Source organism: Flavobacterium sp. U410, from assembly GCF_053570605.1.
Genome location: NZ_JBSEFI010000003.1, coordinates 194925 through 211172 on the forward strand (window position 1 = coordinate 194925; position 16248 = coordinate 211172).

15 protein-coding genes are annotated in these 16248 nt (G+C 34.7%); 9 read left to right on the forward strand and 6 right to left on the reverse strand.

Features of this window, described 5'->3' with window-relative positions:
* Nucleotides 1–27: 27 nt before the first annotated feature.
* The 5 genes from ACUSJC_RS03795 to ACUSJC_RS03815 all read right to left on the reverse strand — a co-directional run bounded on the left by ACUSJC_RS03795 (nucleotide 28) and on the right by ACUSJC_RS03815 (nucleotide 7389).
* On the reverse strand, nucleotides 28–717 hold the full coding sequence (locus ACUSJC_RS03795; RefSeq protein WP_449268224.1) for an ABC transporter ATP-binding protein: 690 nt from the start codon (nucleotides 715–717) through the stop codon (nucleotides 28–30).
* Nucleotides 718–816: 99 nt separating this feature from the next.
* Nucleotides 817–1446, reverse strand: coding sequence for a carbonic anhydrase (locus tag ACUSJC_RS03800; RefSeq protein WP_449268225.1), 630 nt, complete (start codon nucleotides 1444–1446; stop codon nucleotides 817–819).
* 13 nt (nucleotides 1447–1459) lie between these two features.
* On the reverse strand, nucleotides 1460–2356 hold the full coding sequence (locus tag ACUSJC_RS03805) for an O-methyltransferase (RefSeq protein ID WP_449268226.1): 897 nt from the start codon (nucleotides 2354–2356) through the stop codon (nucleotides 1460–1462).
* 80 nt (nucleotides 2357–2436) lie between these two features.
* A complete protein-coding gene (locus tag ACUSJC_RS03810; RefSeq protein WP_449268227.1) occupies nucleotides 2437–5214 on the reverse strand; it encodes a fibronectin type III domain-containing protein in 2778 nt (925 codons plus the stop codon).
* A gap of 312 nt (nucleotides 5215–5526) precedes the next feature.
* A complete protein-coding gene (locus ACUSJC_RS03815) occupies nucleotides 5527–7389 on the reverse strand; it encodes an ABC-F family ATP-binding cassette domain-containing protein (RefSeq protein WP_449268228.1) in 1863 nt (620 codons plus the stop codon).
* Between the two features lie 130 nt (nucleotides 7390–7519).
* Between ACUSJC_RS03815 and ACUSJC_RS03820 the strand changes: the two genes are divergently transcribed.
* Nucleotides 7520–7855 (forward strand): DUF6150 family protein, encoded by a 336-nt coding sequence (locus ACUSJC_RS03820; RefSeq protein ID WP_449268229.1) that lies wholly within the window; start codon nucleotides 7520–7522, stop codon nucleotides 7853–7855.
* A 32-nt stretch (nucleotides 7856–7887) separates the two neighbouring features.
* On the opposite strand, the gene ACUSJC_RS03825 is transcribed toward ACUSJC_RS03820, so the two are convergent.
* Nucleotides 7888–9738: a CocE/NonD family hydrolase gene (locus tag ACUSJC_RS03825; protein ID WP_449268230.1), complete on the reverse strand. Its 1851-nt coding sequence runs from the start codon at nucleotides 9736–9738 to the stop codon at nucleotides 7888–7890.
* 46 nt (nucleotides 9739–9784) lie between these two features.
* On the opposite strand from ACUSJC_RS03825, the gene ACUSJC_RS03830 reads away from it, so the two are divergent.
* The 8 genes from ACUSJC_RS03830 (at nucleotide 9785) to rpmG (ending at nucleotide 16243) form a co-directional block, all read left to right on the forward strand.
* On the forward strand, nucleotides 9785–10921 hold the full coding sequence (locus ACUSJC_RS03830; RefSeq protein ID WP_449268231.1) for a glycosyltransferase family 2 protein: 1137 nt from the start codon (nucleotides 9785–9787) through the stop codon (nucleotides 10919–10921).
* Between the two features lie 84 nt (nucleotides 10922–11005).
* Nucleotides 11006–12376, forward strand: a complete 1371-nt coding sequence (locus tag ACUSJC_RS03835; RefSeq protein ID WP_449268232.1) for a dihydrolipoamide acetyltransferase family protein — start codon at nucleotides 11006–11008, stop codon at nucleotides 12374–12376.
* 245 nt (nucleotides 12377–12621) lie between these two features.
* On the forward strand, nucleotides 12622–13395 hold the full coding sequence (locus ACUSJC_RS03840; RefSeq protein WP_449268233.1) for an exonuclease domain-containing protein: 774 nt from the start codon (nucleotides 12622–12624) through the stop codon (nucleotides 13393–13395).
* 89 nt (nucleotides 13396–13484) lie between these two features.
* Nucleotides 13485–14096: a fumarylacetoacetate hydrolase family protein gene (locus tag ACUSJC_RS03845; protein ID WP_449268234.1), complete on the forward strand. Its 612-nt coding sequence runs from the start codon at nucleotides 13485–13487 to the stop codon at nucleotides 14094–14096.
* A gap of 2 nt (nucleotides 14097–14098) precedes the next feature.
* Entirely contained in the window at nucleotides 14099–14443 is a 345-nt protein-coding gene (locus ACUSJC_RS03850) for an Hpt domain-containing protein (protein WP_449268235.1), read from the forward strand.
* 27 nt (nucleotides 14444–14470) lie between these two features.
* On the forward strand, nucleotides 14471–15718 hold the full coding sequence (locus ACUSJC_RS03855; protein WP_449268236.1) for a competence/damage-inducible protein A: 1248 nt from the start codon (nucleotides 14471–14473) through the stop codon (nucleotides 15716–15718).
* An 80-nt stretch (nucleotides 15719–15798) separates the two neighbouring features.
* Complete coding sequence (rpmB, locus tag ACUSJC_RS03860; RefSeq protein ID WP_449268237.1) at nucleotides 15799–16020, forward strand: 50S ribosomal protein L28; 222 nt, start codon at nucleotides 15799–15801, stop codon at nucleotides 16018–16020.
* A 40-nt stretch (nucleotides 16021–16060) separates the two neighbouring features.
* Entirely contained in the window at nucleotides 16061–16243 is a 183-nt protein-coding gene (gene rpmG / locus ACUSJC_RS03865; protein WP_072785033.1) for a 50S ribosomal protein L33, read from the forward strand.
* The last annotated feature ends 5 nt before the right edge of the window (nucleotides 16244–16248 follow it).

Sequence of the window (16248 nt, forward strand, 5' to 3'; positions counted from 1 at the left end):
TGACAAAAGGTTAATTGTGAAAATGGATTATTTGTTTTTCACGTCGGTTTCAATCATGCCGTCTTTTAAACGGATGATTCGGTGTGCATGTTCGGCAATATCTTCTTCGTGAGTTACTAAAACGACGGTGTTTCCTTTAGCGTGAATTTCGTCAAAAAGAGCCATAATCTCAACAGAAGTTTTACTGTCTAAGTTTCCGGTTGGCTCATCGGCAAGAATCATAGCCGGATGATTTACCAAAGCACGAGCTACGGCAACACGCTGGCGCTGACCTCCAGACAATTGATTGGGTTTATGATCCATACGATCTTGGAGACCAACTTGGGTTAGCACTTCTGTAGCACGTTCGTTTCTTTCTTCTTTAGATTTTCCAGCATAAACCATAGGTAGAGCTACATTATCTAAAGCAGTAGTACGAGGCATTAAGTTGAAAGTTTGAAAAACGAAACCAATTTCTTTATTACGAATTTCGGCTAATTCATCGTCGTGCATTTCGCTGACTAATTTTCCGTTTAAAATATAAGATCCGGAAGTAGGAGTGTCTAGGCAACCTAAGATATTCATTAAAGTGGATTTTCCTGAACCGGAAGGTCCCATTAAAGCAACATATTCGCCTTTGTTGATGGTTAAATCAATTCCTTTTAAAACATGAATGGTTTCTTCTCCTAAAGGGAAATCGCGCGTAATACCTTTTATTTCTATGATAGGTTGTGACATAACGAATTTAGAATTTAAAATTTAGAATTCTGAATATTCCTATAAGTAGAAAGAAAAGGTATTTTGTTACGGCGATTGTTCAAAATATTTTGAAGAATGTTATCCTTCAATTTTATAAATCTCGGTAATATCGTGTATGATAGTATCGAAATCAATGTTTAAATCGATTAGTTTTCCGGTGTGAAGATCAAAAATCCAACCGTAAACTTTTAATCCTCTGTCTCTGTTCGCTTTTTGTACCTCGGCAGTTTTAATGACGTTGATGCATTGTTCTTGAACGTTTAATTCTACTAAACGTTTGTATTTAGCTTCTTCGTCAGTAATTGAGTTTAATTCTTTTTTATGCAAACGATATACATCGCGAATGTTTCGTAACCAAGGATTTAAAATTCCCAAGTCAGATTGCTGCATAGCCGATTTTACACCGCCACAACCATAGTGACCACAAACTACAATGTGATTTACCTTTAAGTGATTTACAGCGTAATTGATAACCGACATTGAACTTAAATCGGTATTAGGAACCATGTTAGCAATATTGCGGTGAACAAAAACTTGTCCCGGAGCCATTCCCATAATTTCTTCGGCAGTAGCGCGACTGTCAGAACAACCGATGTATAAAAATTCAGGTGATTGTCCTTGTGCTAAATGGTCAAAATACTGTGGGTCAGTAGCAAGTTTTTCGCTAACCCAAGCTTTGTTGTTTTCAAAAATTTGTTTAATATCCATAGTTTCAAAAGTTTTAAATTTTAATTTTTTGAAAAATTAAGGAAGATAGGTTTTTCCTTGAATGTATAGTAAAATGTTCTTTTTTTTGTTCTTTTCTAAAGAAAACGATTCCCCATTGAAAAGTGTCAATAGTAACCGTTACTTGTGAATGGCTTTTGATGATTTTCCAAGCTTCTTCCATGTCTTGTGACCAATGAATGTCGTCAAAAATCCAAACGGAATCATTGGTAACAGTTGGTAACAGTAAATTGAAATACTCTAACGTTGCTTTTTTGGAATGATTGCCATCGAAATAAATCAGTTGGCAATTAGCTGTTGAGAGTTGACAGTTTTTTAAATAGCTTGAAAATTCAGTGTTAACAAATTTAATATTTTCTGAATTGATTTTTGATTTTTGAAATTGTAATTGACATTGCTCTATTGTATTCGGGCAGCCTTCTAAAGTGATAATTTTTGCATTTGAAGTTGGCTTTGTATCGATTCCCAATGCTAGGGCAGAAGTGGCTAATCCTAAAGATGTTCCGATTTCTAAAATTTGTTCGGGTTGAAAATAACGAACGATACGAAATAGTAACTCGGCTCTTTTAGGGGTAATTCCTGCTGTTTTGGCAATTTTAGCAATTTCTCGAGTATTTGATTTAAAAATACGGGAACCTGCGCCAAAGTCGGTTACTTCAATGCTGTTTTTATTGTTTAGAAGTGATTTTCTATATTGTTTTAAAATTTGGTATTCAGTATATTTTGACCTGTCGTAGAAGCATTTGGTGACTAAACTAAATACAAATGGCGAATGTACACCATGTTCATTTTTGGAATTCCAATAGAAAGTTCCAAGGGCTTGAAAAGGGAATATATAGGTTTTGTATAATTCTTTAAGAAATTGCTGCATGTGTGTGAATAGAGATTGCATTTGCAAAAATATTAAAAGCAATAAAAAAATCCCTCAGAAAGAGGGATTTTGAAAATAATTAGTATCAAATATTTTTAAAATTAATTGATAATCATTTTTACATTATAGATTTTATTAGAATGTATTCTAAGAATGTATGTTCCTTTAGGTAAGTTTTGGTTAATTAAGCTAAAGTTATAATCATTTACATTTTTACTGGTGTAGAATAAGTTCCCTGTCATGTCAAACATATCAATTCTGTCAATCGGGTATTTTGATTTGATATAAGTTTGTTCTCCTGCTTTTGCCGGATTAGGATATACTTGTACGGCTGAGTTGGCACTGGTTTGATTTTCCACACTCAACAAATCAATAATCTCAAAGTCAACACGGTTGGAAACTTCTGTATAAGAATCATTTGTAAACATTACAATGAAGTAGTTTCCTTCTTCTTGTGGCATGTTTTCTTCCGGAATCATAATGGAACCATCTGTTAAACCATTAAAATACGTGTAACTGATTAATGGATCTACACTAGGATCATCTCCTTGGTTATAAATTCCTAACCAGTCTTTTGGCAATCCGGGAGCATCTGTCCAAGTTGCCATGATGTTTTCGTTAAGGTTATAAACAGTCGCATCTGTTGCTAAGTTGGTAATGAGTTCTCCTACTTGAAAGAAGGCTTTTTCACCAATGCGATAATATCCATTTTTAAGGAAGTAACCTGCAAAATAGTATCCATCTGCTAAGTCGGAAACGGTATAATTACCATTTGCTGTATTTCCAAGATTAGTAATATATTCCCATTGTATTGCATTTGTATCACTTCCCGGAGTAATATTCACTTTATAAATACCAATCCAGTCTTGCGCTAAATGAGGGATATTTTGAAAAGTAACGACTACATCACTTCCTGACGTGTATACTTGTTCATCCGTTGTTAAAACAGGTATAGGTCCGGCATAAAAAGTTTGGCGTGGCGCAATTTCTGTATACCCATCATTTTCAAGAAAAGCGGCAAAATACAAATCAGCTTGAGTTAATCCATTAGGGAAAGTTACTTGCCCGCTTGTAATACCACTAGCTCCGCTAGAAGTACTGTTATTTACATATTTCCATAAAGTAGAAGCCGGACCTCCCGGATTTTGTCCGTTGTGATAAATACCAATCCAATCTTTGGCATTACCTGGTCCATCAGTAAAATTAACGGCAATGGCTTCGCTTAATTGATAGTTTTCTTCTGAAAGTGTAATTTGAGGGTCAGCATAAGTGCTATTTATAACTTGAAATGATTTTACAGGACTCCAGTCGCTCCAGTTTAAGTTTCTGTCTCTTTGACGGTATTTGATGTAATGCAAACCATTTTCAAGTTCTCCTGTCGGAATCGTATATTTGGTAATATCTACCCCTTCATTAAGATTGTATTCTTGATCAGGATGTCCCTCAATACCACCAAACCAATTTTCATAATCTCTATAATATGATTTTACAATCGTACTAAAATCTGAAGCTTTACTGATTAAGAATTCTGTAGAATTAAGTAATTCATTGGTAGAAGTTTCATAAGGAGAAGTTTCAATTAAAATAGGTAGTTCTAATTCTTGTCCGGTTAAATCAGTTGTAATTTCAGGAGTATTAGGCTCAGGTTTATTCTTTTCGCGGTGAAACTCATCGATCAATTCGTTATTTTTCCATTCATAAACACTTCCTATAGAGTAGGTTTCTACATTAAAAGTTTCGTTAATGACATCAATATCAATGATAGAATACGCCCAGTTAGCAATTGTTTTTTGTACATCTTCATAATCTTGTTCTGTACTCATTCCCCAATATTGATCCCAAGCAACGCCTCCGGATATAATTTGATAAGTAGGCGTGTTTTTTAATTGACCTCTATGATATAAATGATGATGAGCACCTACGTGTAAAATATGTTTAGGAGAAGCAGTTAAATAAGGCATAACAGTATTGCGTACCCAAGATGAAATATCTCCGATATATTGTTCTGCCTGATAAGGTCTGTGTCCTAACGAAATAATCCAGTCAACAGTAGTGTCATTTTCAGCAGCACTTAAAATTTGTTGAACCCAAGCTAATTGCGTAGCACTGGTGTGTTCGGTATCTAAACAAATGAAAAGTACATTTCCCACTTGGTTTGCATAATAATTCTCCGTACCGGAACTAATGCCTTGATAAACCATTTCGTCTAAAACATAATGATCGTAGTAAGCATTCATTCCCAATGTTCCATAAGTTTCATGATTTCCTACCAATGTTTGAATGGGAATTAATCCTGAAAGTTCTTTATTCTTTTTAAAATGTACATTTTCATAATGGTCTAAAGTACCGGTATCAACCTGATCTCCTACCATAACTGTTAAAGCAATGTTGTCTGAAGGATCTAATTGAGCTCCCCATTTTTCGCTAATCTTTCTTTTGGACTGAGCTACTAAAGTATCAAAACGAGGAAGATTTCTCATCTGGTTATCTCCTAATAGTAAGAAGCGTAAATGTCCGTCTGCTGTAGCGGCTTGTCCGGGTAAAGGCATCGTTTTGAAAGAAAGTATTTCTGAGGTATTACTTCCGGTTACGGCTCTGTAATAATATTTTGTATTGGGTTGCAGTCCTTCAATTTTAACAGAGTGATAGTAATAATTATTCGGATATCCCGTGTCCGAGAAAATAGTATTTGTTCCGGAAACAGCATTAAGTAAATCAGTAGGAGAAGTTCCGTATTCAACAATACTTTCAGGGTTAGTATCCGTTTTCCAATTTACATAAATGGAATAAGGAGTAGCGGCCTGTAGGTAAGGATTTAATGTTTGAGCCAACATACTATATCCTGTTAAGGCAATTAATAATGTAATGATTTTTTTCATGTTATGTTTGTTTAATAGGTTCTGTATAGCAGTTTTATAGAGATGGGGAGGAGGAATAAGATTTCTAAAAGAAAATAATCCCACCATAACAATAAACTCTTTTATCCCTATAAAAATTTAAGTCCATAAATTTCAGGGCAAAGGTATTTCCTGGGTATTAAGGAATTTAAAACCCGGAATTATTAAATGTTTATTTAAAGGTTATGAATGTTATGAAAACTCTAAAACATTACGAAGAAGTAGAATATAATGTTTTAGAGTTTTGAGATTGTATCAATGAGGTTGGTAATAGAATATACGAAAATGAAAGATTTACTCCATTTTTGCACTCAATTCAAACCAACGTTCTTCTTTTTCTTCTAAAGATTGAATGATTTTTTGTAATTCGTTAGCTTTTGTTTCAATCTTGTTATCGGCTACTTTTCCGTTGGCAAATTCGGCTTCAATTTCTTTTTTCTTGAATTCCAAATCTTTGATTTCGCGTTCAATTTTTTGAAACTCTTTTTGTTCGTTAAAAGTTAAGCCTGATTTGACTTGTTTTTCTTTCCAAGATTTTGCATTAGCCGATTCCACTTTTTCCGCTTTAACAGGTTCCGCTGAATCTTCATACGTTCTGAAATCCGAGTAGTTTCCGGGAAAATCTTCAATTTCGCCTTGCCCACGGAACACAAATAAGTGATCTACAATTTTGTCCATAAAATAACGATCGTGACTTACCACTAACAAACATCCGGGATAATCTAAAAGGAAGTTTTCCAACACATTTAATGTCACGATATCCAAATCATTCGTTGGCTCATCGAGAATCAAGAAATTCGGATTTTGAATTAAAACGGTACACAAATACAAACGTTTCAATTCGCCACCGCTTAGTTTTTCAACGTAATCGTATTGTTTTTTGGCATCAAATAAAAAGCGTTCCAATAATTGCGAAGCCGAAATGATTTTCCCTTTGGTTAACGGAATATATTCGCCATATTCTTTAATGATGTCGATTACTTTTTGTTGCGGTTTCGGATTGATTCCACTTTGCGTATAATATCCGATTTTCATGGTGTCACCCACGATTACCTTTCCAGAATCGGGCTGAATACTTCCGGTAATAATATTTAAAAAAGTTGATTTTCCGGTTCCGTTTTTACCAATAATTCCCACGCGTTCGCCACGTTGAAACGAGTAATTAAAATCTTTTAGAATCACTCTGTCTTGGAAACTTTTATTGATTTTTGCCAATTCAATAATCTTGCTTCCCATACGTTCCATGTTGATTTCCAGTTCCACCACATTTTCCTTACGGCGACTCATGGCTTTCTCTTTAATCACGTAAAAATCATCTTGACGCGATTTAGATTTGGTTGTACGCGCTTTCGGTTGGCGACGCATCCATTCTAATTCTTTAACGAATAAGTTTTTGGCTTTGTCAACACTTGCGTTTTCAGAAGCAATTCGTTCTTCTTTTTTCTCTAAATAATAGGAATAATTGCCTTTGTATTGGTATAATTTTCCGTTTTCTAGTTCTAAAATTTCGTTACAAACGCGCTCTAAAAAGAAACGGTCATGCGTTACGATGAATAATGTTAAATTTTCTTTGGCAAAATAGTCTTCTAGCCATTCAATCATTTCTAAATCCAAGTGGTTGGTGGGCTCATCCAAGATTAAGAAATCGGGTTTATTGATTAAAATGATGGCTAATGACAAGCGTTTCTTTTGCCCACCCGAAAGATTTTTGACTTTCAGTTTTAAATCGTCTAATTTCAATTTGGACAAAATTTGCTTGTATTGCGTTTCAAAATCCCAAGCATTATGACGATCCATATTGTCAAACGCTTTTTGATATGCTTCGGCATCATCAGGGTTTTCCAATGCTTTTTCGTATTGTTCTATCACTTTCAGCGTGTCGTTATCACTGGCGAAAATGCTCTCTTCAATAGTCAGTTCGGGTTGTAAATTGTCATTTTGCGATAAAAATGCCATTTTAATGTCTTTACGAACAATAACCTGACCACTATCGGGTTCGTCTAAACCGGCTAACATGTTCATAATGGTTGTTTTTCCGGAACCGTTTTTAGCAATAAAAGCGATTTTTTGGTCTTTGTTGATACCAAATGAAATGTTTTCAAACAAAACGCGTTCGCCGTAAGCTTTTGAGATATTTTCGACTGAAAGGAAGTTCATGTAATTAATGTGTCAATTAGACGATGAGGCAATGTGCCAATTTTTATTGGTGCAAAAATAAGGTTTTGGTTTTGAATTTTTAAGCTTATTACTTTTAGATTGTGTATTTTAGTTAGAAATATAGTAAGAGATGTTTCGAATTATTTTAATAACAGCTTTGACGGCTTTTCCTTTTATTGCTAAAGCGCAAAAGGTATATGCTGTTCAATATGCTAATCAAGCGGATGTAAAGGTTTTTGTGGTAGATTATCCCAATCAAGCTGATTTGTTCGTTTACAAAGTAAAATATTCTAATCAAGTAGGGAAAAATGATGGAAAGTGGTTTTTTACAGAATATTCGAATCAAGCGGATAAAAAAATCTACTTTGTAGAGTATGCTAACCAAGCCGATTTAAAAATTTATTTTGTCGAGTACTCGAACCAAGCAGGATGGAAAGAAAATTCCAAAAAGCAGCTGATGTATTAGAAAGAGAAAATCAGCCCGAAGGCTGATTCCATTTATTTTAAAACTTCAACTTCTATTGAACTATCGTTAAAGACTTTGATAAAAGCTTTGGTGTAATCTTCTTTGGAAGCCAAATGCGGATTTTCTAAGAATTTCTGCGAATTGATTTCCATTAACGGATACCATGTGCTTTGTACTTGAATTTGGATTTTATGTCCTTTTTTGAATGTATGCAACACATCTTGAAGACGGAATGTTACTTTTGTCGCTTGGTTTGGTGTTAAAGCTTCCGGTTTTTCAAAGCTGTTTCTAAAACGCGCCGGCATGATTTCGCTTCGCACCATTTGGTGGTAATTGGCATACACTACATTCGGTTTGTCTTCATTAGCAGGTTCGTCAAGCGGATAAACATCAATTAATTTCACCACAAAATCGGCATCGGTACTTGTAGAAGCAATGTTTAATTTTGCTAAAATTTCTCCGGCAAAAGTAATGTCTTCCGTTAAATAGTCAGTAGTGAAAGTCACTACATCCGGACGGCTTAACGCAAATCGTTGGTCCTCACTCATATAATTACGCGGTGTAAAACCGTTGAAATCTTTATGATTTACAGAACTCGGTACCGGATTATTAGGATCGCTATAATATTCTGTTGAAGCAGTGTTAGAAGGTTTGGCTTTGCTTAATGAAGCATTTTCTGTTAAATAAAAATTTACTTTTTCTGCTTTTTCAGGTGGCCAAGCTGTAAATTCTTTCCATTCTTTTTTACCGGTATCAAACATGTAGGCTTCCGGTAATGTTATTTTGTCTTTTTTATCGCCTTTTAAGTAATGCGAAAAGAATTTGTATTCAATATTTTTTTGGTAGAACGTCGCAATGCTATCGCCAAAGTAAATATCATTATGGAATGTTTTTCCGTTTTCATGTCCCCATCCGCCATGCGAAAAAGGTCCCATCACAATTGTGTTTTTTGCTTTTGGGCTAGTTTTTTCAATGGTTTTGTAAATGTTCAATGGTCCGGCTAAATCTTCGGCGTCATACCAACCGCCAACAGTCATTACGGCATGTTTAATGTCTTTTAAGTGCGATAACAAGTTTCTTTTTTGCCAAAAAGTATCATAATTAGGATGCTCCATTACTTCTTGCATAAAGAAATTGTCTTTGTAATAGGTGTCTACACCTTCTTTTAAGGTACCTAATTCGTTATAGAAAACCAAACCATCATCTGAAGTTTTTTTAATCATATCTTTTCCAAACCAATGTTCTTGTGTAGGCTTGTCTTTAGATACGCCAAAAACAGGAAAAGTCTTAAAATAACTCATTAAGAAAGCTCCATTGTGGTGAAAATCGTCAAAAAAGAAATCGGAAATGGGTGCTTGTGGCGATGAAGCAACTAATGCCGGATGATTTGCTAAAGTTCCAACAGCGGTGTAAAAACCAGGGTAAGAAGTCCCGTATTGACCGGCTTTTCCGTTGTTGTTTGCAATGTTTTTTACTAACCAATCTATGGTGTCGTACGTATCAGTGCTTTCGTCAATATTTTGTTTGGTTTTGTGGTCTACTTGCGGCGTCATATTGGTAAAAGTTCCTTCACTCATGTATCGACCTCTTACATCTTGGTAAACAAAAATATATTTGTCGTCAGATAAAAAATGACTTGGGCCAAGGGCTCTTCTGAATTTGTCTTCACCATAAGGTCCAACGCTGTAGCACGTACGTTGCATTAAGAACGGATATTTGTTTTTCTTAGAAATATCCTTAGGAATATAGATGCTGGTAAAAAGTTTTACACCATCACGCATGGTGATATACATTTCCTTTTTGTCATAATTTTGTTCAATACTATTTTGTGACCAAACCAATAGCGAAAGACAAAAAGATACAATTGTTAAAAATGATTTCATTTGAATTTTGATATTTTTCTTCGAATTTATTACTTATTTTCGCGTCATGCAACTATCGGTAATAATTCTTAATTACAACGTACGGTATTTTTTAGAACAGTGTGTTTACAGCGTTCAAAAAGCGTTGCAAGACATAAATGGTGAAATCATTGTGGTTGATAATGCTTCTTCTGATGCTAGTTGCCAAATGATTAAAGAACAATTTCCTAATGTTACTTTAATTGAAAACAAGGAGAATTTGGGTTTTCCCAAAGGGAATAATATAGGTGTAGCCCAAGCCAAAGGCGAATACATTTGCATTTTAAATCCCGATACCGTTGTTGCCGAAGATACTTTTTCTAAAATACTGAACACTGAGCACTGGCAACTGAACACTGGTATTATCGGTTGTAAATTAATCGACGGTTCCGGAAAATTTCTTCCCGAATGCAAAAGAGGAGTGCCAACACCTTGGGTGGCTTTTACCAAAATTTTCGGTTTGTATAAGTTGTTTCCAAAGTCAAGTTGGTTTAACCAATATTACGCGATGCATTTGACTAAAGATCAATCGGGAGAAGTCGATATTTTGGTAGGTGCATTTATGGTTATGAAACGCGATTTGTATTTGGAAGTTGGTGGATTTGACGAAAACTGCTTCATGTATTCCGATGATATTGATTTGAGTTATTTGGTTAAAAAAGCGGGTTATTCTAATTATTATTTTGCCGAGACAACGGTGATACATTATAAAGGAGAAAGTACGATAAGAGACGGATTGTATATGAAACGCTTTCGCGAAGCCATGCAATTTTTCTACAAAAAGCACTTTAAAAAATCATGGTTTTTTGATGTCATGATGCAAATGGGAAGTTTTGCTTTTTCGTTGTTAAAAGTGTTTCAATCCAAAACAGTAAGCGTAAAAAATCCGGAACAGTATATTTTGGTTAGCGAAGGGATTGATGAAAAAATAAAAGAAAAAATAAGTGATAAATTAAAAGCAAATATTAATAAAAACAGTGATGTTCCGTTTCATGTACGAGTTGAATTTATAATCGATCTGAAATCAAATTCCTTTAAAAAAGCAATCCAATTAATGAAAACTAATAGAAATAAAAATTATACTTTTAAATTTTTATCAATGAATCATAAGTATTTAATAGGAAGTGATAATTCAAATGATAGAGGAAAAGTTATTTTGTTGTAAAATTTTATTGTATTCATTATAAAAGCATCTAAAAATTATTATTTTTGTAATCTAAAATAAATAAACGCAACTTTAGTTAAAAATATGGCAAAGTTTGAATTGAAATTACCTAAAATGGGTGAAAGTGTTGCTGAAGCAACGGTGACGAACTGGTTAAAACAAGTTGGTGATACTATTGAACAAGATGAAGCAGTACTTGAAATTGCTACTGATAAAGTAGACAGTGAAGTACCTTCTGAAGTTTCAGGAACACTAGTTGAAATTCTATTCAATGTGGACGATGTGGTTCAGGTTGGTCAAACAGTAGCTATTATTGAAACTGAAGGCGGTGCGGTTGCTACTGCTTCAGTTGCTACAAATGATGTCACTTCGAGCGCGTCATCTCTAGCGGAGTCGAGAGACGAGAAGCAAGTAGCTGAGGTTGCTAAAACTATCGAAGTTGCTAAAGAAGTAGCAGCACCTGCCGATTTTTCAAATTCAGATAAATTCTTCTCGCCATTAGTGAAAAACATCGCTAAAGAAGAAGGTGTTTCTGTTGCTGAATTAGAAGCGATAAACGGAACCGGTAAAGACGGGCGTGTTACTAAAGACGATATCTTAAATTACGTAAAAACCAGAGGAAGTCAAACTAGTGTACAGTCACCAGTTGCAAGTGTTCAGTCTCAATCTTCAGTTGTGTCATCTCGAGCAGAGTCGAGAGACGAGAAGCAAGCAGCTTCAAAAGCTGCTTCGGTATCGGTTAACGGAGAAGACGAAATCATCGAAATGGATAGAATGCGCAAGCTGATTTCTAAATACATGGTAGAGTCAAAACAAACTTCAGCTCACGTTCAATCGTTCATTGAAGTTGATGTTACCAATATTGTGAAATGGAGAGATAAAGTTAAAAATGCTTTCGAAAAACGCGAAGGTGAGAAATTGACTTTTACGCCAATCTTCATGGAAGTAGTTGCAAAAGCATTACGCGAATTCCCAATGATGAATATTCAAGTAAACGGCGATTACATCATCAAAAAGAAAAATATCAATTTAGGTATGGCTGCTGCTTTACCAAACGGAAACTTAATTGTTCCGGTAATTAAAAATGCTGACCAATTAAACTTAGTGGGTATGGCTAAACAAGTGAACGATTTAGCAAACCGCGCAAGAACCGGAAAATTAAAACCAGACGATACACAAGGTGGAACGTACACGGTTACAAACGTTGGTACTTTCGGTTCTGTTTTTGGAACACCAATTATCAATCAGCCACAAGTAGGTATTTTAGCTTTAGGAGCTATTCGTAAAGTACCTGCTGTTATCGAAACACCAGATGGTGATTTTATCGGTATCCGTCAAAAAATGTTCTTATCACACTCTTATGATCACAGAGTAGTAGACGGAGCATTAGGAGGAAGTTTCGTAAAACGCGTAGCACAATTACTAGAATCTTGGGATATTACTAGAGAAATTTAATTTGTCAACCTGAACTTGTTTCAGGTTCTGAAATACAAACCGATAGTCTTACTGTCGGTTTTTTTATGCAACACAAATGCAGTCTTTCAAATGATTAAACGTCCCGCTTTCCGCTTTATTTTTTGTTGTTAACTCTAGTTGATTCGGGAACAACAAAAAGATACCGCTGTAATCGGGGTTGTAATTGTATATATAGTTTCAAAAGCGCGTATAAATTTTTACCTTTGTAATTCAAACCAAAAAATATGGAATTAAAACTAAATAGACCTATTTGCTTTTTCGATTTAGAAACCACAGGAATTGATGTGGCAAGAGATAGAATCGTTGAAATATCAATATTAAAGGTTTTTCCAAACGGAAACAAAGAAAGTAAAACATGGTTAGTAAATCCCACAATTCCAATTCCGGCGCATTCTACAGCGGTTCACGGAATAACGGATGAAAAAGTAGCAAACGAACCTACTTTTAACGAATTGGCACCACACGTTTATAATATGATTAAAGATTCTGACTTAGCAGGTTTTAATTCGGATCGTTTCGACATTCCGCTTTTAGCAGAAGAATTATTGCGTGCTGAGGTCGATTTCGATATGAAAAATAGAGTAACGGTTGATGTGCAAACTATTTTTCACAAAAAAGAAGAAAGAACACTAAGTGCAGCGTATCGTTTTTATTGTAACGAAAGTTTAGATAATGCGCACAGTGCCGAAGCAGATACGAATGCAACGTATGAAATTCTGAAAGCGCAATTAGAGCGTTACGAAGATTTAGAAAACGATATGAAGAAACTTTCTGAGTTCACTACGCGTAAAAAATCAGTGGATTTCGCCGGATTTATTGCGTTAAATGAAGACGGACAAGAGATTTTTACTTTTGGAAAACATAAAGGTGCTTTGGTGGATGATGTGTTGGAAAAAGAACCGGGGTATTTCGGTTGGATTCAAAACGCCGATTTCCCTTTGTACACTAAAAAAGTATTAACCGGAATTAAGTTGAGAAAACTAAATACAAAGTTTTAGTAATCAGGAATTAGGAGAGAGTAATTAGTAATAGTTACTGAACATAAACACCTAAAAACCTTTTACTAACCCCTAACTCCTAGATAAAAATGAAAATAATCTGTATAGGAAGAAATTACGCTGACCATATATCGGAATTAAACAACGAAAGACCAAGCGAACCGGTGATTTTTATGAAACCCGATACAGCCGTTTTGGCAAAACAATTTCCGTTTGTTATTCCTGAGTTTAGTAATGATGTGCATCATGAAGTGGAAGTTTTAGTAAAAATCAACAAAGTCGGAAAGTATATTGATGCAAAATTTGCACATAAATATTACGATGAAATTGGTTTAGGAATCGATTTTACAGCTCGTGATTTACAAAATAGACTAAAAGAAAAAGGGTTGCCTTGGGAAAAAGCAAAGGCATTTGACAATTCAGCGATTATTGGTGACTTTTTACCGAAAAATACATTTTCTTCATTAGAAAACCTTAACTTTGAGTTAACCAAAAACGGAGAAGTAGTACAAACAGGTAACACTTCTTTAATGTTGTGGAAAATAGATGAAATTATAGCGTATGTTTCTCAGTATTTCACATTAAAAACAGGTGATGTTATCTTTACCGGTACGCCAAAAGGTGTAGCTGCTGTAAAAGAAGGTGATGAATTAGTGGGTTCTCTGGAAGGAAAACAAATGTTTAAAATTCAAGTTAAGTAATCATGGCACTACAGTATAATTTGTCTAAAGTTTATGAAATCTCAGAGAATGATAGAGATTTTGCTTTTCAAATAGTAAGTCTTTTTTTAGATGAAGTTCCCGTAGAAATTAAATCTATGAAAGTAGGAATTGAAGAAAAAGACTTTTCCAGAGTATATGCTTCGGCTCACAAAATTAAACCTTCCTTAGACCTTTTAGGAATGGACATGGCTTATGATGAAAATCTGCAAATCATGGCTTGGGCAAAATCAGAAGGGCAAAAAAAAGAAATCAAAGAAACGTTTAAATCACTTCGTGAACGAGTGGAACTTGCCGTAAAAGAAATCAAGAAAGATTTTCGCCTTTAATTAATTAAAACCTACTTTTTAAAAAATATGAAAGCCTCCATAATTACTATTGGTGACGAAATTCTTATTGGACAAATAGTAGATACTAATTCCGCTTACATGGCTAAAGCTTTAGATAAGATAGGAATTGGTGTTCACGAAATGTTGTCTATTTCAGATAGTCAGGAACACATTACACAAACATTACAAAATCAGCTTTCAAAAGTCGATGTAGTTATTGTTACCGGTGGATTGGGCCCCACTAAAGACGATGTAACTAAAAAAACATTTTGCTCTTTTTTTGATGACGAATTGGTAGAAGATCCAAAAGTCTTGGCTCACGTAAAAGAACTGATAGAAGGTTTTTACAAACGTCCGATTACACAAATGAATAAAGATCAGGCTTTGGTTCCTTCAAAAGCGACAGTGCTTTTCAATGCAGTAGGAACAGCTCCGGGAATGTGGGTGGAAAAAGAAAATACGGTTTTTGTTTCGCTTCCGGGTGTACCTTACGAAATGAAGTATTTGATTGATAATGAAGTAATTCCTAGACTGATCGCTAAGTTTCAAAGACCTTATATCGTTCACAAAACCATTTTGACTTATGGCAGGGGGGAAAGTTTGCTTGCCGAACAAATTGAGGAATGGGAAGATAATTTACCTCCTTTTATAAAATTAGCATATTTACCAAGTCCGGGACAAGTTCGTTTGCGATTAACAGCCAAAGGAGCTGATGAAAAATTGTTGCATGATACCATAGCGCAAGAAGTTGAAAAGTTAAAGCCATTAATAGGAGATGTTATTGTGGGGTATGACGAGGAAGATTCTATTCAAGTTGTTTTAGGACGTTTGTTAAAAGAAAAACAATTGACCATTGCAACTGCCGAAAGCTGTACGGGAGGGAAAATTGCACAAACAATTACTTCAGTTGCGGGAGCATCTTCTTATTTTAAAGGAAGTGTGGTGAGTTATGCTACCGAAATAAAAGAATCTCTTTTGAATATTCCAGCTGCATTAATTGAAGAACATTCGGTGGTGAGCAAAGAAGTAGCAATGGCAATGGCGCAATCGGTGCAACAGTTAATGAAAACGGATATTGCGATTTCAACTACAGGAAATGCAGGGCCTTCAAAAGGAGATTCCGATGTTGAAGTAGGAACAGTTTGTGTTGCGATTGCGATAAAAAATGATATTTTTGCAGAAGAATTTAACTTTGGACAACCAAGGGAGAAAGTCATTGATAGAGCGGTAAATAAGGCGCTCGATTGGGTTTATAAAGAAATTTCAAAAAAATAGTAAAAGATTGTTGTGTAATTCGATACAATTTTGTTTCTTTGCACCCTGATTTTGAATAACGAAATAAAAGATTAGAAATAATGTCAAGAGTTTGTGAACTAACAGGTAAAAAAGCAATGGTTGGGAACAATGTTTCTCACGCTATGAATAAAACTAAGAGAAAATTCTCTGTTAACTTAGTTAAAAAACGTTTTTACATTCCTGAAGAAGATAGATGGGTAACGTTGAAAGTATCAACAGCTGCTTTAAAAACTATCAATAAAATTGGTATTGCTGCAGCATTAAAAAAAGCACAAAAATAATAATATTAGGTAGTAATACTTAATTTAAAAATAAGTTACGATGGCAAAGAAAGGTAATAGAATTCAGGTTATTTTAGAGTGTACTGAGCACAAAGCAACTGGTATGCCAGGTACATCTCGTTACATTACTACTAAGAATAAAAAAAATACTCCGGATAGATTAGAGATTAAAAAATTTAATCCAGTCTTAAAAAGAGTAACAGTTCACAAAGAAATTAAATAATATAA

Excerpts from the sequence above, each read along its gene's own strand:
- ACUSJC_RS03795 (WP_449268224.1), bottom strand. The coding sequence starts at position 717 with ATGTCACAACCTATCATAGAAATAAAAGGTATTACGCGCGATTTCCCT.
- ACUSJC_RS03800 (WP_449268225.1), bottom strand. The coding sequence starts at position 1,446 with ATGGATATTAAACAAATTTTTGAAAACAACAAAGCTTGGGTTAGCGAA.
- ACUSJC_RS03805 (WP_449268226.1), bottom strand. The coding sequence starts at position 2,356 with ATGCAATCTCTATTCACACACATGCAGCAATTTCTTAAAGAATTATAC.
- ACUSJC_RS03810 (WP_449268227.1), bottom strand. The coding sequence starts at position 5,214 with ATGAAAAAAATCATTACATTATTAATTGCCTTAACAGGATATAGTATG.
- ACUSJC_RS03815 (WP_449268228.1), bottom strand. The coding sequence starts at position 7,389 with ATGAACTTCCTTTCAGTCGAAAATATCTCAAAAGCTTACGGCGAACGC.
- ACUSJC_RS03820 (WP_449268229.1), top strand. The coding sequence starts at position 7,520 with ATGTTTCGAATTATTTTAATAACAGCTTTGACGGCTTTTCCTTTTATT.
- ACUSJC_RS03825 (WP_449268230.1), bottom strand. The coding sequence starts at position 9,738 with ATGAAATCATTTTTAACAATTGTATCTTTTTGTCTTTCGCTATTGGTT.
- ACUSJC_RS03830 (WP_449268231.1), top strand. The coding sequence starts at position 9,785 with ATGCAACTATCGGTAATAATTCTTAATTACAACGTACGGTATTTTTTA.
- ACUSJC_RS03835 (WP_449268232.1), top strand. The coding sequence starts at position 11,006 with ATGGCAAAGTTTGAATTGAAATTACCTAAAATGGGTGAAAGTGTTGCT.
- ACUSJC_RS03840 (WP_449268233.1), top strand. The coding sequence starts at position 12,622 with ATGGAATTAAAACTAAATAGACCTATTTGCTTTTTCGATTTAGAAACC.
- ACUSJC_RS03845 (WP_449268234.1), top strand. The coding sequence starts at position 13,485 with ATGAAAATAATCTGTATAGGAAGAAATTACGCTGACCATATATCGGAA.
- ACUSJC_RS03850 (WP_449268235.1), top strand. The coding sequence starts at position 14,099 with ATGGCACTACAGTATAATTTGTCTAAAGTTTATGAAATCTCAGAGAAT.
- ACUSJC_RS03855 (WP_449268236.1), top strand. The coding sequence starts at position 14,471 with ATGAAAGCCTCCATAATTACTATTGGTGACGAAATTCTTATTGGACAA.
- rpmB (WP_449268237.1), top strand. The coding sequence starts at position 15,799 with ATGTCAAGAGTTTGTGAACTAACAGGTAAAAAAGCAATGGTTGGGAAC.
- rpmG (WP_072785033.1), top strand. The coding sequence starts at position 16,061 with ATGGCAAAGAAAGGTAATAGAATTCAGGTTATTTTAGAGTGTACTGAG.